The 13,911-nt window shown below is 67.5% G+C and carries 17 protein-coding genes and 2 pseudogenes; 9 read left to right on the top strand and 10 right to left on the bottom strand.

From position 1 onward, the window contains the following. Window positions 1-189 (top strand): annotated as a pseudogene (locus tag ACWIDZ_RS15715) (hypothetical protein); the annotation flags it as partial. A gap of 44 nt (window positions 190-233) precedes the next feature. Here the strand turns inward: ACWIDZ_RS15715 and ACWIDZ_RS15710 are convergent. The 3 genes from ACWIDZ_RS15710 to ACWIDZ_RS15700 form a co-directional block, all read right to left on the bottom strand. After that, window positions 234-938, bottom strand: coding sequence for a Crp/Fnr family transcriptional regulator (locus ACWIDZ_RS15710; protein ID WP_453990221.1), 705 nt, complete (start codon window positions 936-938; stop codon window positions 234-236). A 57-nt stretch (window positions 939-995) separates the two neighbouring features. Further along, window positions 996-1,700: a Crp/Fnr family transcriptional regulator gene (locus tag ACWIDZ_RS15705; RefSeq protein ID WP_291783740.1), complete on the bottom strand. Its 705-nt coding sequence runs from the start codon at window positions 1,698-1,700 to the stop codon at window positions 996-998. A 141-nt stretch (window positions 1,701-1,841) separates the two neighbouring features. Continuing rightward, complete coding sequence (locus ACWIDZ_RS15700; protein ID WP_291783664.1) at window positions 1,842-2,201, bottom strand: hypothetical protein; 360 nt, start codon at window positions 2,199-2,201, stop codon at window positions 1,842-1,844. Here ACWIDZ_RS15700 and ACWIDZ_RS15695 point away from each other — a divergent pair. Next, window positions 2,190-2,918: a Crp/Fnr family transcriptional regulator gene (locus tag ACWIDZ_RS15695; protein ID WP_291783667.1), complete on the top strand. Its 729-nt coding sequence runs from the start codon at window positions 2,190-2,192 to the stop codon at window positions 2,916-2,918. The two genes, ACWIDZ_RS15700 and ACWIDZ_RS15695, sit on opposite strands and share 12 nt — an antisense overlap. A 45-nt stretch (window positions 2,919-2,963) precedes the next feature. Here the strand turns inward: ACWIDZ_RS15695 and ACWIDZ_RS15690 are convergent, their stop codons facing one another. The 4 genes from ACWIDZ_RS15690 to ACWIDZ_RS15675 form a co-directional block, all read right to left on the bottom strand. Next, complete coding sequence (locus tag ACWIDZ_RS15690; protein WP_346487900.1) at window positions 2,964-3,461, bottom strand: YciE/YciF ferroxidase family protein; 498 nt, start codon at window positions 3,459-3,461, stop codon at window positions 2,964-2,966. 177 nt (window positions 3,462-3,638) lie between these two features. Next, window positions 3,639-4,229, bottom strand: a complete 591-nt coding sequence (locus tag ACWIDZ_RS15685; protein ID WP_312218313.1) for a DUF4142 domain-containing protein — start codon at window positions 4,227-4,229, stop codon at window positions 3,639-3,641. Between the two features lie 22 nt (window positions 4,230-4,251). Continuing rightward, window positions 4,252-4,491, bottom strand: coding sequence for a hypothetical protein (locus ACWIDZ_RS15680; RefSeq protein ID WP_291783675.1), 240 nt, complete (start codon window positions 4,489-4,491; stop codon window positions 4,252-4,254). Between the two features lie 126 nt (window positions 4,492-4,617). Further along, window positions 4,618-4,812, bottom strand: coding sequence for a hypothetical protein (locus tag ACWIDZ_RS15675; RefSeq protein WP_453990225.1), 195 nt, complete (start codon window positions 4,810-4,812; stop codon window positions 4,618-4,620). 224 nt (window positions 4,813-5,036) lie between these two features. On the opposite strand from ACWIDZ_RS15675, the gene ACWIDZ_RS15670 reads away from it, so the two are divergent. Then, entirely contained in the window at window positions 5,037-5,930 is an 894-nt protein-coding gene (locus ACWIDZ_RS15670) for an SDR family oxidoreductase (RefSeq protein ID WP_453990227.1), read from the top strand. Between the two features lie 6 nt (window positions 5,931-5,936). On the opposite strand, the gene ACWIDZ_RS15665 is transcribed toward ACWIDZ_RS15670, so the two are convergent. Both ACWIDZ_RS15665 and ACWIDZ_RS15660 read right to left on the bottom strand, forming a co-directional pair. Then, window positions 5,937-6,725, bottom strand: a complete 789-nt coding sequence (locus ACWIDZ_RS15665) for a metallophosphoesterase family protein (RefSeq protein ID WP_453990229.1) — start codon at window positions 6,723-6,725, stop codon at window positions 5,937-5,939. After that, the gene (locus ACWIDZ_RS15660) at window positions 6,709-7,527 is read right to left on the bottom strand and encodes a hypothetical protein (protein WP_452111332.1); all 819 of its coding nucleotides are present in this window, start codon (window positions 7,525-7,527) and stop codon (window positions 6,709-6,711) included. Before ACWIDZ_RS15660 ends, ACWIDZ_RS15665 begins: the two co-directional genes overlap by 17 nt. Before the next feature lie 86 nt (window positions 7,528-7,613). Here ACWIDZ_RS15660 and ACWIDZ_RS15655 point away from each other — a divergent pair, with 86 nt between their 5' ends. Then, a complete protein-coding gene (locus ACWIDZ_RS15655) occupies window positions 7,614-8,336 on the top strand; it encodes a cytochrome c oxidase assembly protein (RefSeq protein WP_453990231.1) in 723 nt (240 codons plus the stop codon). Beyond that, a complete protein-coding gene (locus tag ACWIDZ_RS15650; RefSeq protein WP_291783692.1) occupies window positions 8,333-9,067 on the top strand; it encodes a cytochrome b in 735 nt (244 codons plus the stop codon). Before ACWIDZ_RS15655 ends, ACWIDZ_RS15650 begins: the two co-directional genes overlap by 4 nt. Here ACWIDZ_RS15650 and ACWIDZ_RS15645 read toward each other — a convergent pair. After that, window positions 9,060-9,515: pseudogene (locus ACWIDZ_RS15645) on the bottom strand (c-type cytochrome); the annotation flags it as partial. The gene ACWIDZ_RS15650 and the pseudogene ACWIDZ_RS15645 sit on opposite strands and share 8 nt — an antisense overlap. Window positions 9,516-9,730: 215 nt before the next feature. On the opposite strand from ACWIDZ_RS15645, the gene ACWIDZ_RS15640 reads away from it, so the two are divergent. From ACWIDZ_RS15640 to ACWIDZ_RS15625, 4 genes are read left to right on the top strand one after another with little or no spacing between them, the layout of a single operon-like run. Next, the gene (locus tag ACWIDZ_RS15640; protein ID WP_291783695.1) at window positions 9,731-10,108 is read left to right on the top strand and encodes a c-type cytochrome; all 378 of its coding nucleotides are present in this window, start codon (window positions 9,731-9,733) and stop codon (window positions 10,106-10,108) included. Continuing rightward, complete coding sequence (coxB, locus tag ACWIDZ_RS15635; RefSeq protein WP_343831542.1) at window positions 10,098-11,048, top strand: cytochrome c oxidase subunit II; 951 nt, start codon at window positions 10,098-10,100, stop codon at window positions 11,046-11,048. The genes ACWIDZ_RS15640 and coxB overlap by 11 nt, the downstream gene beginning before the upstream one ends. Continuing rightward, window positions 11,045-13,591 carry a cbb3-type cytochrome c oxidase subunit I gene (locus ACWIDZ_RS15630; protein WP_453990234.1) on the top strand — a complete coding sequence of 849 codons (2,547 nt, stop codon included), beginning with the start codon at window positions 11,045-11,047 and terminating at the stop codon, window positions 13,589-13,591. The genes coxB and ACWIDZ_RS15630 overlap by 4 nt, the downstream gene beginning before the upstream one ends. After that, the gene (locus ACWIDZ_RS15625) at window positions 13,588-13,884 is read left to right on the top strand and encodes a hypothetical protein (RefSeq protein ID WP_291783705.1); all 297 of its coding nucleotides are present in this window, start codon (window positions 13,588-13,590) and stop codon (window positions 13,882-13,884) included. Before ACWIDZ_RS15630 ends, ACWIDZ_RS15625 begins: the two co-directional genes overlap by 4 nt. Window positions 13,885-13,911: the final 27 nt, after the last annotated feature.

The raw sequence follows: 13,911 nt of genomic DNA, 5'->3' as shown, positions 1-13,911 counted from the left end.
GTCGTGGTCGCCAACCAGGGCGACCTGGCCGCCGCCGCCGTGGATATCGAGGGTCAGGTCGGCGGCGAACGCTCCGGCGCCTCGCTCGACTATGTCCCCGGCCGGGGAGAGAAGAAGGCCAGCCTGGTCTTCTCGCAGGCGGACAAGCCAGAGCCGGCTTTGCGCGAGCTGGGCTGGTCGGAGCCCTGACGCTCCGAACGCCGCCGCTCGCCGATTGCCGGCTGCGATCCTCGTTAATCCGTCGTGCCGCACCGACATGAACTCGCGGTCAGCTTGGCCACATCCAGAATGGAGGCCTTGCCGCGACTGAACCGCACGCCGCCCGTCGCCTGAAGGTTGCGCGCCGCCACGTTGATGCTGGTGCGTTGGACGCCGAGCATGGCCGCCAGTCGGGCCTGATTCAGGCGAACCGGCGCGCCGTTCCCGCCGTGATGCAGGCGAAGCAGCCATTTCGCCAGCCGCTCCGACACCCGGTGGGAGGCGTTGCAGGCGGCTTCCTGTTCCAGAAACGTCAGACGCTGGACCGCCTGCAGAGCGACGAAACGCGCCAGCCAGTCATACCCCAGCGCTTCGCGTGCGGCGGCGGCGGGAACCTGGAACAGCCGCACGTCCAGCAGGGGGCGAACCTGTGCGCCGCTGCCGCTGAAGCCGAGGGCGTGATCCCACCCGTAGACGGTGCCGGATACGACCGGCGCGACGCAGACCTCGCTGTCGGGCGGGAAGGCGCCGAGCACGCCGGAGATGACGAACCAGAGGTGGTCTCTGTCCAGGGCCAGGCGCGTATCACCCGGGAGATCGACTTCCGTCCCTTCCGCGATCAGGCGCCGCTGCGCGTCCGGCGGCAAGGCGTCATAGACCGGATGATCTCCGATATGGGCGCGCGGACGCCCGGGAAGCGGGACGGACGGAGGCAGCGTGGCGGCGGAATCTGCAGGCATGAGCCCTCCTGGGGAAGGAGCCGTGCCATGAATGCAGGGGGGCGCCACTTACATGGGTTAGTCGCCGAAGTTCCGCGCGTCCGCGAGAGCGTCGGCTATGCTGAGGCCGGCGGCCAGCGCCAGGCCCGACAGGTCGGGCAGGATGGCGCGGCCCGTCCGGTAATCAACGAGGCCCGCGCGGCGAAGCTGCTGCAGGGTGCGGTTCATATGCACGGCGCTGAGGCCCAGGATGTCGGCGAGCATGTCCTGGGTGAGGGGAAGATGCAGGACGCCGGGTTCGACAGCGCCCAGACGGCTTTGCCGCTCGTACAACTCCAGCAGGAGGTGCGCGGTGCGCTCATAGGCGCTGAGCCGACCGAGCCGGATCACATGTCGCGCCAGCCGCAGACGCTCCGCAGAGCGAAATTGGCGCCAGGCCTCCAGGAGGCGCGGGCTGAAGTCCGCACCTTCTGAAATGGCGTCCCACAGCAGGGTTGCGTCGAGGGTCGAGGCGTCGGTCAATGCCCAGACCGCCATATCTGCGTCCACCGAGTCGGTCGCCAGGATGACGTCGCCGGGCAAACTCAATCCCACGATCTGCCGACGACCGTCCTCCAGCATGGCGCCCCGCGCCACCCAGCCGCGCGCTACGACCCGGGCGTCCTTGCGTTCGGGATGAAGAGGGATGGGGCCGCCGGGAGGGTGGGCCAACGCCGGACCCCGGAACCAGCCGCGAATGCGATCGACGTCAGAAGACGACAGCACGGCGAAGCTGGAAAGCATCCGTTCCAACGACGCCGCCGCTATGTCTACATCATCTTGATAAGACTGATTCTTCATCCCCCTGACCAACAGCACGGCCAGGGGTGTTTCGTTCTTTACATAGGTTAGTCGCAGCGCCGCCGCAGGGCTGATAGATCGGTCTCAGGCGCGATGGTAGGAATCCGCGCACAAGGTTCGCAGCTGGCGCCAAGTGGCCTTGCCTTCGAGCTGGAACAGCTCGGCCTGGGTATAGCGGTCGGATATCAACGCCTTGCGGACCTCGCTTGGGATACGGAAGCGACCGCTGCGCGCCAGCTCAAAGGCCCGCTCAATGACTGGTGTCCTGTTCACAATGCAAACTCCCCTGTTACGCGAAACCAACGCAGCTAGGCCGTAGCCGGTTCTTTGTGTCGCCTTTGCGGCGTTACGGAACCGGGCGGAGGCGAGCTTGGCGGCAACATTCGCCGTCGGGCGACGTTGAGCTTTGGCAAGCGTCAGCGGAGCCGCCCCATGCACGACCATAGCCGCCTGTTGGAGAACAAGCTGGAGCGTCGCGACGCCCTCGGGGACGAGGAACGACAGGCCTTGCGAAGCGTGCTGGTCAATATCGTAGTCAAGCCGGCGGGCAGCGACATCGTTTCACAGGACGCCCTGGTCGATCACTCCAGCTTGGTTATCGGGGGGTTCTGCGCGCGCTACCGCGACCTGAGCGACGGGCGGCGTCAATACACCCAGATCAACCTTCCCGGGGATTTCATCGACCTGCACGGCTTCGTGCTGAAGCGGGTCGATCACGGGGTGCGCGCCTTGACCGATTGCCTCATCGCAGAGGCTCCCCACGACCGTCTGCGACGCCTGACGGAGCAGCACCCGCACCTGACGCGTCTGCTGTGGCTGGAGACGGTGGTGGACGCCGCCATGCATCGCGAATGGCTCTTGGCGCTGGGGCGGCAAGAGGCGCTGGAGCGGACCGCCCTGCTGGTCTGTGAAGTCTACACCCGCCTGGAAGCCGTCGGACTCGCTCGCGACGGAGCCTTTCGTTTTCCGATCATCCAGGCGGAGATCGCCGACCTTCTGGGCATGTCGGCGGTGCATGTGAACCGCACGCTGAAAGTCATGCGAGAGGCGGGGTGGCTGGAATGGAGCGGGGCCGACGTCCGCATCCTCGCCTGGGAGCGACTGGCCGATGCGGCCGAGTTCAATCCGTCCTACCTCCGACTGGAGAAGCTGCCGGTCTGAGGCGGTTCGTCCCCGCCGCCGACGAGGCGGCGGGGAGACCGGCCGTCAGGCGGGTTGCAGCGCCTCGGCGTTGACCGCAGAGTCGGCGATGGCCGTCAGGTCCTCGTCCGTCTGGCTTTCCTCCTGGAGGGTCTCGTCCAGCAGTTTGACGGCGTCCTTCAACCCCATCACCTGCGCCCATCGCTTCAGCGTGCCGTAGCGGGTGATCTCATAATGCTCGACCGCTTGGGCCGCGGCCAGCAGACCCGCGTCGAGCGCCGCCGTGTCCTTGTATTCCTCGGCGATCTCGTCGCCCTCGGCCAGGATGCCTTCGATGGCGTCGCAAGTCTTGCCGCGGGCGGGCTTGCCGATGATCTCGAACACCTGCTGCAGGCGCTCGATCTGTCCTTCCGTCTGCTCCCGATGCTTCTCGAAGGCCGCCTTGAGCTCGGGTGATTGAGCCGCGCGGGCCATCTTGGGCAGAGACTTCAGAATCTTGCGCTCAGCGTAGTAGATGTCGCGCAGAGTGTCGTGAAACAGGGTCTGCAGCGTTTTCTCGACCATGGTTGTCTCCTCAAAACGAGTGGGCGCCTTCGAAGCGGGAGATACGTCGCGGCGTTCCGGTGTGTCTGCATCCGGACAGACGCCTAGACCCGCCCTATGAGGTGCGGAAGTCTGCCGACGCGTTGAAAAAAGGGACGGACCGCGGCCCGCCCCTCTCGCTTCGCAACGGGGGCGGCGTCAGCCGCCCAGGCTGGACTGCAACTGCTTGGCGCGTTCCAGGTGCGCTTCGATCTTGGGCAGGACCGTGCGGGCGTGCTCGGCCAGGGCCGGGACATCTGTCTTGTCCGAGAAGCCGCGATGCAGGGTGACGGCCTCCTCGTGGGCGGCGACCTGTTGATCGATATAGGTCTTGTCGAAGTTCGCCGCCGTGGCCGAGCGCAGGTTATCGATAAGACCCTTGCGACGCTGATCCAGTTCGGTCGGCACGGCGGTGTCCGGCGCCGCCTGCGCAGCGGCGGTCTTCAGGGCGGCTGAGGCGGCCGTGTGATCGGTCTTGATCATCTGGGCCAATTCCTTGACCTGGGCGTTCTGCGACCGTTCCAGGGCGATGTCGGCGGCCTGGATTTCGTACATGTCGCCCATGGCGGCGTTGGGAACATAGGCGCTGACCATATTGGCGCCCATGGTGGCGGCCGAGGTCTGGCCGACCGGCTCGGAAACGGCGTCCTGAGCCTTGTCGACGGCCTCGGAACCCTGTTGCTGGTTGCAGGCCGCCAGGGTGAGAGCGGCGGCCGAGACGGCCATAACGGCCATGGTTTGTTTCATCATCAGTGTATCTCCTTGCGATGGATCAGGATTTGGCGGCCATGCCCGGCGTGTCGGGGGCCAGCTCTTCCGCCTGGGTCTTGGGCGGCGGGGCGTCGGCCTGCTGCAGCCCGTCGTCAGGCGTTTCTCGAATGGACAGGATGGCTTCGTGCGCCCGCATCAGGGGCGCGGCGGCGTCTGCGGCCTGCGCGTCCGTGGGCGAGGTCACGCGCAGGCGCCGCTGCGGGCCGCTGTCGCTGCCGACCACCACTTCATAGAAACGCATGACGGCCTCCCACGAGGACGGCGGGGGGCGGGCGAGTGCGAAGTCGGTTCATTCTTTCCTCCCTGTGACAGGAGGTTAAGCGGTCAGGCGCGCCGCCGTTCCAAACGGCCAAGCCTGAACACGCCGTTACATGGCGCGCTCCAGAGGCGCTTCCGTACCCGTCATGCGCGGATCCGGAACCTTGGTCTGGGTGCGCAGGAAGCCCGTCGCGGCCGTGGCCAGATACACGACAAACAACAGGGCCAGGATGGCGCCGACGATCATCATCAGCCGCCGCGGCTGTCGCAGGATCGGGGGCTTTTCCTTGTTTGCGAGGGGCAAGAGGAACTCCTTTCGTCGTGGAGGAGAAGGAAAAGGCGCGCGGCCCGTTCCATACGGCGCCGGTCGCTTCTCGATTTTCCGGCGCGGTGGTTCGAGGCCTTCTCCAGGCGAGCCGCCGTCACGCTGTCGAGGATGACGCGCGCCGGCGAGCCGAACCCCGCGGGGAACGCTCGCGCAGGGGGCGACTTAGGAAGGCACGCCTTCAGTCGTTCAGAGGAGCTGTCATGTCCGACCGCCTGACCATGCAGGATCCCCGCAATCAGTATCCGCGCCCGCCGTTTCCGCGTCAGCCTCAGCCTGCGCCGGGCCTGGTCGCCAGAATGGAGCCTCAGCCTGATCACGGGGAGGAGGCCTATCACGGCCACGGGCGATTGAAGGGGCGGCGCGCCCTGATCACCGGCGCTGATTCCGGCATCGGTCGCGCGGTGGCCATCGCCTACGCCCGTGAGGGCGCCGACGTGGCGATTTCCTATCTCCCCTCGGAGGAAGCCGACGCGCGCGAGGTGATCGCCCTGATCGAGGCGGAGGGCGTCAAGGCGCTGGCCCTGCCGGGGGACGTGCGCGACGAGGCGTGGAATGCGACCATGGTGGAGCGCGCGCTCCAGGCCTTCGGCGGCCTGGACATCCTGGTCGTCAACGCCGGCCGGCAGCAGTTCCGCAAGGACGTGGGCCAGATCTCGACCGAGGATTTCGACGCCACGCTGAAGACCAATCTCTACGCCCTGCACTGGCTGTGTCAGGCGGCGACGCCGCACCTGCCGCCGGGCGCGGCGGTCATCACCACGGCTTCGATCCAGGCCTATGAGCCGTCGGATATCCTGCTGGACTACGCCACCACCAAGGGCGGGATCGTCACCTACACCAAGGCCCTGGCCAAGCAGATGATCGAGAAGGGCGTGCGGGTGAACGCCGTGGCGCCGGGCCCCTTCTGGACAGTGCTGCAGCCCAGCGGCGGCCAGCCTCAGGAGAAGGTCGAGAAGTTCGGCGCCCACAGCGCCTTCGGCCGCCCGGGCCAGCCGGTCGAGATCGCATCCGTCTACGTGCTGCTGGCCTCGCAGGAGGCCAGCTTCGTCACCGGCGAGGTCTGGGGCGTCACCGGCGGCGCCGGGATCGCCTGACCCTCTTCAGACCTCGAACACGCGATAGGGCGTATCGCCCAGCGTGCGCAGAACGGGCAGGGCGACGTTGTAGACCGGGACACCGCGGGCGGTGCGGCCTTCCGGCGCGCCGCGATGAGCGTGGCCGTGCAGCACCAGCTTGACGTTCTCATAACGATCGACGACCTCGGCCAGCCGCGACGAGCCGAGGAAGGCGTGAATCTCGGGCGGCTCGCCGATCACCGTATCCACCACGGGGGCGTAGTGGAGCAGAACCACGCTCCGCTCGGTGCGCAGGGTCCGGATCGAATTCTCGATGAGATTGGCGTCCTCCACCGCCTCATTGACGAAGGTCTTGATCGAGGCCTCGCCGAAAGAGCTGAGCATGTAGCGGCCGAAACCGCCGACGAAGCCCTTGCCCCCGGCGAAGCCGACGCCGTCGATTTCATAAGCCTCGCCGGTCAGCATCCTGACCCCGGCCTCCGTCAGCATACGGGTCACGTCCTGCGGCTGGCCGCACTCATGCTCATGATTGCCCAGGACGCCGACCATGGGGATGCGGCAGGCGCGCAGGTCTTCCAGCAGGTTCTCCACTTCGACCGTCTTGCCGAAGTTGACCAGGTCGCCGCACAAGCACAGCACGTCCGCATCCTCATGCACCCGGTCGAACAGGTCGCGATAGGCGCGATGCGAGGTTTCGCCCACGTGCAGGTCGGCCACGGCGGCGACGCGCAGCTTCTTCTTCGGCCCGGACTCCATGCCCGGCTGGGGCGTCTGGCCTTCGGGGGCGGCGGCGGTGTCAGGCGACGGGGTCATGGCGTTCCTCCAGTCCCTTGCCCACCACATCGCCGAAGCCCCATTCGGAGATGTCGGCGATATAGTCGCGCGGGCTGAACAGACGGCCTCGGCAGACCTTAACGCGCGGCGGCGGCAGATCGACCTGGGCCTGAAGGCGACCGATCAGTTCGGTCATCAGCCAGGCGGGCACGAGGCCGCGCTCGGTCGGATAGGCGAAGCGGAAGTTGAGCAGGTGCGCCATCAGCACCTCCCAATAGAGGTCCATCTGATCCAGCAGCGACTTCCAGTCGATGGCCTCGGCCTGTTTCAGGATGACGTGGTTCACATCGGCGCCGTCGTAGCGATAGCGGTCCTGGATGAAGGCCTTGGACAGGATCAGGGCGGTCGGCGGGGTGATCGTCACCTCATGCCCGTAGACGGTGATGCGGTCCGGCCCGAACCAGCTGTCGGACACGGCGATCGTGCCGTTCGACATGGCGAAGATCACGTCGAAGAAATGCTTGTCGTCCTTCCAGACCTTGGCGATCCAGCGTTCGTCCTCGACGTCGGTGCGATAGCCGCGCGCTTGGAAGAAGGCGAGGATTCGAGGGTAGTCGCCGGGCTTGCAGAAGACGTCGAGATCCTTGGTCGGCCGACGGATTCCCGTATAGGCGGTAACCGCATAGGTGCCCGACAGCAGGAAGGGCACCCCGGATTTCTTCAGCAGGCGCAGGGCCTCCTCATAGAAGGCCTGGGCTTCGGGCGGTGGTTCAAAAGCAGGGTCGGCGACCGTGTCGGACATGGGGTGCGGGTTCCTGAACAGGGCAGGGGAACGGCGCATATCGAAGCCGGGTTCCGCCCCGGAGGGCGCAGGCCTGGCGTGATCCGGGTCGGTGAACCGTCGCTGCACGCAGGCGTTGGCCCAGGATGGTCGATGCCGTCTGGACACCTTATTGCGGGCCCGCGCCCGATCCGGCCGAGGCGCTGAGCCGCTGGAACGGCGACCCGGTTCTCTGGGCCGTTCTGACGGCTGCGACGGTCGCGGGGCTGGTTCTGCTGCGCGGACCGGAAAAGGGGCGATGCGCGGCGGCGATGGCGGTGCTGGCGATCGGCTTTATCTCGCCTCTGTGCGCGCTGAGTTCGGCCCTGTTCACCGCACGGACCTTGCATCACCTTTTGCTGGTGCTGGCGGCGGCGCCCTTGCTGGCCCTGTGTCTGCCCCGGCTGAAACGGCCGCGTCTGGCGGCGGCCACCGCGGTGCAGGCGGTGGTCTTCTGGGCCTGGCACGCGCCCGGACTCTACACTCAGGCCCTGTCGCATGACGGGATCTATTGGCTGATGCAGATCAGCATCCTGGGGAGCGCCGTCTGGTTCTGGGCGGCGGTGCGAAGCGCCAGGGGCCATGCGGCCGTGGCCGCTCTGCTGGCGGCCATGCTGCTGATGGGGCTGCTGGGCGCCCTGATCGTGTTCGCGGGCCAGCCCCTGTACGCCCCGCATTTCGCCAGCACGCTGGCCTGGAACATGACGCCGCTGGAGGATCAGCAGGCGGCCGGGCTCATCATGTGGGCGCCGGCGGCGGCGGCCTACCTCCTGGTCGCACTGTGGCGGATTCACGGTCTGCTGAAGCCGGCGGGCGAGGCGGCGGCATGATCGACCGGCTGATCGCCCAGGCGCTGGAGTGGGCCGCCGGTCATCATGATGAGGGGCGCTATTCCCCCGTGGCCATCTGGTTTCACTGGATCATGGCGGGTCTGGTCGTATTCCAGCTGGGCTGGGGCTGGTGGATGGGGCGGCTGCCGGTCGGCGGCGAGAAGGTGGCGGCCTATGAAGTGCATTTCGCCGTCGGCGTGCTGATGCTGCTGCTAGTCATCGGTCGCCTGACCTGGCGGCTGGTCGCGCCGGACCTGATCAATGACGCGGACAAGCCGGGCTGGGAAAGCACCGCCGCCCACGTCACCCACTATGTCTTCTATCTTTGCCTGTTCGGCCTGCCGCTGTCGGGCTGGGCTATGATCTCGGCGACGGCGCGGGACACCCAGCTGGCGGCGGCGGGCTTCATCCCCTGGCCGCTGTTGCCGATGCAGGATCTGTCGAACCGTCAGCTCTGGGCGGTCGAGGCGACGGCCGAGTGGATGCACTGGGGTCTGGTCCTGACCCTTCTTCTGATGATCCCGATCCATGCGGGGGCGGCGCTCAAGCACCATCTGATCGATCGGGACGACGTATTTCACGCGATGCTGCCGGTCGTGCCGCAGCCGAAGCCGAAACGGACGCGCTGGCAGAGGCGTTGGCGTGCGCTTGAGCGGCGGGTCGGGTCGACAGCCACGCGGCTATGGCGCGGGCTTCTTCTTCCGTCAGATGCTGGACGGCGGCGGCCATGACGCCGCGCGGGTCGTTACGCCGCCGGCCGGACTTCCAGCGGTCGATCTGCTCCAGAGTATAGGCGGCGGGCTGCCGGGCGACGATCGGCTGACCTGCGCCTGCGCCCTGGCCTTCAGTTCCATGGCAGGCGGCGCAGGCGGTGATCCCTCGTGCTGTGTCGCCGGTCAGCCAGATCGACGGCGGAGGGGCGGCTGACGCACCGGCGGGCGGAGCGGGCAGTCCGGCGTACCAGGCGGCCACGATGCGGCGGGCGTCGGAGTCAAGGCCGCGCGCCACGCGGGTCATGACGTCGTCGGGACGCAGGCCGCTGGCGTAATCCTCCATCTGCTTCTGCAGATAGCCCCGGTCCAGACCTGCCAGGCGCGGCGAGGAAACGCCGTCGCCTTCGCCTTTCAGGCCGTGACACGTGAAGCAGGCGTTGCCCGCGCCGCCCGCGCCGCCGCTCATGGCGATGATCTCGCCGGACGCCTGAAAGGCGCGATCGGTCTCACCCGGCGTCGTATCGCAGGCGGCGAGGGTCAGTCCCAGAAAAGCGAGGGGCAGGGCGCGCACCCCGATCCAACACCGGCCTTGCGGCGCCGGTTCCGCTTCGGAACCCCCGGCCGCCCGATGGATTGGTTCTGGCGAAGCTGAAAGGGGCCGGATGCCGTCATGTCGCGACGATGGGGAAGATAGGGGCGGCGGTCTCGGCCGTCGGCCTGCTAGGCTTGGCCGCCTGCGCGGACAAGGCCGGGGCGCCGCGCGACCTGGCGGGCGCCGATCCGGCGCAAGGGTTGCGCCTTGTCCGGACGCAGGGCTGCGGCGCCTGCCACGCCATTCCCGGCGTGGCCTGGCCCCAGGGGCGGACCGGCGGATCGCTGGCGGGCGTCGGGGCGCGGCCGATGATCGCAGGGCGCCTGCCGAACCAGCCTGCGATCATGGCCGCCTTCGTGCGCGACGCGCCGTCGCTGCTACCCGACACCGGCATGCCGCCCATGCCCCTGAGCGAAGCCGAAGCCCGCGACATAGCGGCCTATCTCTATACGCTCGATGACGACTGAGACGCGGGACATGCTGGGCGGCTGGCCGCCGCCGGTGCTGGACCCGGCAGGGCCGTTCGCCGGGCCGGTGACGGTCGTCGCCTGGGTGCTGTTCGTCATGGGCGCGGTCGTGCTGGCCGTCGTCCTGATCGCACTGGGCGTCGCCCTGTTCGGGCCGAGGAAGTGGAAACGTCGCGTCGGCGGCGAGCGGCTGGTCTGGATCGGCGGCCTGGCCTTTCCGGTGGTCGTGTTGACGGGCCTGCTGATCTACGGCCTCAGCGTCACCGCGCGCGTGTCGGATGCGCCGCGTGACGGCGAGATGCGCGTGCGCGTCACCGGCGAGATGTGGTGGTGGCGCGTGGCCTATCTGGACGGCCAGGGCCGCGAAACGGTCCAGGACGCCAATGAGGTCCACATCCCCGTCGGCCGTCCGGTGGTGATCGAGCTGGAAAGCGCCGACGTCATCCATAGCCTGTGGGTGCCACGCCTGGGGGGCAAGACGGACATGATCCCAGGCCGCCGCAACTTCATGCGCCTGCAGGCTGACAAGCCGGGCGTCTATGCGGGACAGTGCGCCGAATATTGCGGCGGACCTCACGCCCTGATGGGCTTCGTCGTCGTCGCCCATGCCGAGGCCGACTTCGAGGCCTGGCGGGCCAGGCAAGCCGCGCCCGCTGCGCCGTCCGCCCTGCCGGGTGCGGCGGTGTTCGGCGCCTCGGGCTGCGGCGCCTGCCATACCATACGCGGAACGGAGGCCAACGGCCTGGCCGGACCGGACCTGACCCACGTCGGTTCGCGCCAGACGCTGGGCGCGGGCATCCTGCCCAACAATCAGGGCGCGATGGCGGGGTGGATCGCGGACAGCCAAGGGATCAAGCCGGGCAACCGCATGCCGTCCTATCCGGTGCTGACCGGGCGCGAGCTGCGCGACCTGGCCGCCTATCTGGACGGTCTGAAATGACGTCGGAAACCGGCTTCGACGTCCGCAAATACGATCGCTTTCCCACCGAGGAGCCGCGTCCGGACGGCGAGCTGGAGAAGCTGGAGGCCGCCTGGTGCGGTCCGCGCCGTCCCGGCGAGTGGATCACGGCGATCAACAACAACATCATCGGCGTCTATTACGTCGGCGCGGCCATGCTGTTCTTCGTGCTTGCGGGGGGGCTGGCGCTGCTGATGCGCACCCAGCTGGCCCTGCCGATGACCGGCTTCCTGCCGCAGGAGACCTACAACCAGATCTTCACCATGCACGGCACGGTGATGATGTTCCTGTTCGCCGTGCCGGCGGTCGAGGCGCTGGGCGTGCTGCTTCTGCCGCAGATGCTGGGCGCGCGCGACCTGCCGTTTCCGCGTCTGGGGGCCTATGCCTTCTGGGCCTATCTGATCGGCGGCCTGGCCTTCTTCTGTTCCCTGTTTTTCGGCCTGGCGCCGGACGGGGGATGGTTCATGTATCCGCCGCTGACCGGCATGACCTATTCGCCGGGGATCAACGCCGACTTCTGGCTGCTGGGCATCGGCTTTATCGAGATCTCGGCCATCGCCGGAGCGATCGAGATCATCGTCGGGGTGCTGAAGACGCGCGCGCCCGGCATGACGCTGGACAAGCTGCCGGTCTTCGCCTGGGCCATGCTGATCTTCGCCTGCATGATCATCATCGCTTTTCCCTCGGTGATCCTAGCGACCTTGCTGCTGGAGCTGGAGAGGGCGCTGAGCTGGCCCTTCTTCGATCCATTGAAGGGCGGCGATCCCATGCTGTGGCAGCACCTGTTCTGGTTCTTCGGCCACCCGGAGGTCTACATCATCTTCCTGCCGGCGGCCGGGGCCATGTCGACCATCATCCCCGCCATGGCGCGCACGAAGCTGGTCGGTCATCCCCTGGTGGTGATGGCCATGCTGGCGACCGGCTTCATCAGCTTCGGCGTGTGGGCGCACCACATGTTCACCACCGGCATGCCGCAGATCAGCATCAACTACTTCAGCGCCGCCTCCATGGCGGTCAGCGTGCCTGCCGGGGTGCAGGTCTTCGCCTGGATCGCCACCATAGCGGCCGGAAAGATGCGCTTCACCACGCCCGGCCTGTTCGCCGTGGGCGGCTTGGTCATCTTCGTCATGGGCGGGCTGACCGGGGTCATGGTCGCCATGGTGCCCTTCGACTGGCAGGCCCACGACAGCTACTTCATCGTCGCCCACCTGCACTACGTCCTGATCGGCGGCATGGTCTTTCCCATGTTCGCGGCCATCTACTACTGGCTGCCCATGTCCAGCGTCCGGCCGCTGAGCGAGCGCATGGGTAAATGGATATTCTGGCTGATGTTCGCCGGACACAACATCGCCTTCCTGCCCATGCACCTGACGGGGCTGATGGGGATGCCGCGCCGGGTCTACACCTATCTGCCGGGACGCGGCTGGGACCTGCCCAACTTCATCTCGACCATAGGGGCCTTCCTGTTCGGGCTGGCGGTCCTGCTCTGGGTCATCGACATGATCCGCAACTTCCGCCCCTTCGGCCCGCGCGAGGCGGGCAACATCCACGACGGCCCCGGTCTGGAATGGCTGCCCAGCGGCTATTATTCCGTGCGCTCCGTCCCGGTGGTGAATAGCCTCTATCCGCTCTGGGAGCAGAAGGGGTTGGCGAAGGAGGTGCGGGAGGGGCGCTGGTTTTTGCCCGGCGCGGCGGGAGGCGAGCGCCAGACCCTGGTCACCAGCCCCCTTAACGCGGAGCCGCAGTATGTCTTGCGCCTCCCGCGCCCGTCCCCTTGGCACGTTTTCGGCGCGGTCTTCACCGCCGGTTTCTTCCTGATCCTGACCATCCAGGCCTATGCCGCCGCGGTGATCAGCGGGGTGCTGGCGATCTACTGCATCATGCGCTGGTGCTGGTTCCTGGATGCGCCCTACAGTCGCAAGACCACGGACATCGGGGCGGGCGTCCGCATGCCCAACTATGTTTCGGGGCCGTCCAGTCATGGCTGGTGGGCCATGGTGATCGTGCTGATCGTCGGCGGCATGGTCTGCCTGCTGGCAGGCTTCTCCTATGTCTTCTTGTGGAGCCGACGGCCGGATCTGTGGCAGGCGCCGCCGGAGACGGCGTCGATGATGCTGCACCTCGGAGCCCTGGCCCTGGCGGGGCTGTGCGCGGCAGCCGCGCCGCGCGTGTTGCGCCGGGCGAGGAGGGGAGCGGAGACGCTCGCCACGGCTCTCCTGCTCGTCAGCGCCATCGGCGTCGCGACGGCGACAGGGTTGGAGCTTCGGGCTTGGTGGTTCGCCGGCTTGAAGCCGGACGCTACCAGTCAGGGCGCCGCTGTCTTCGCTCTTCTGGGCTGGGCGGGGACTTTCGCGGGGATCGGGGCCTTGATGGGACTCTATATCCTGTTGCGTCGAACGTTTGGACGGGTGTCGGCCGACCGGCCCTCCACGGTCGATCTGATCGGCCTCTTCATGGCTTATACGGCGGGGCAGGCGGCGATGGTCGTGCTGCTGATCCGGCTGTTTCCGGGCGGCGGATCGTGACGCGCTGGCTGGCCATGACGGCGGGCCTGCTGATCTGGGCCGCGCACTTTCTCGGTCTCTATCTGCTGGCCAGCGCCGCAGACGTCTGGTCGTCGACCGAGGCGGCCGCTGGGCGCTGGATAGGGCTGGGCTTCAGCCTTCTGTGTTTGGCGCTGATCGCCGTCGTGGCTGTCGTCATGGCGCGGCGTCCTCTCCCCGATGGGCCGGGTCTGTGGGAGCGACGCGTGGCTCTGACTGGCGCGCTTGTCGCCGCCGTTGGGGTGACGTGGCAGACGACGCCGCTGGCGTTCTGAAAAATCTATCCGGGCGTACTGGATCGC

Source organism: Brevundimonas sp. NPDC055311 (assembly GCF_053645695.1).
This window is presented reverse-complemented; position numbering and strand designations above follow the sequence as displayed.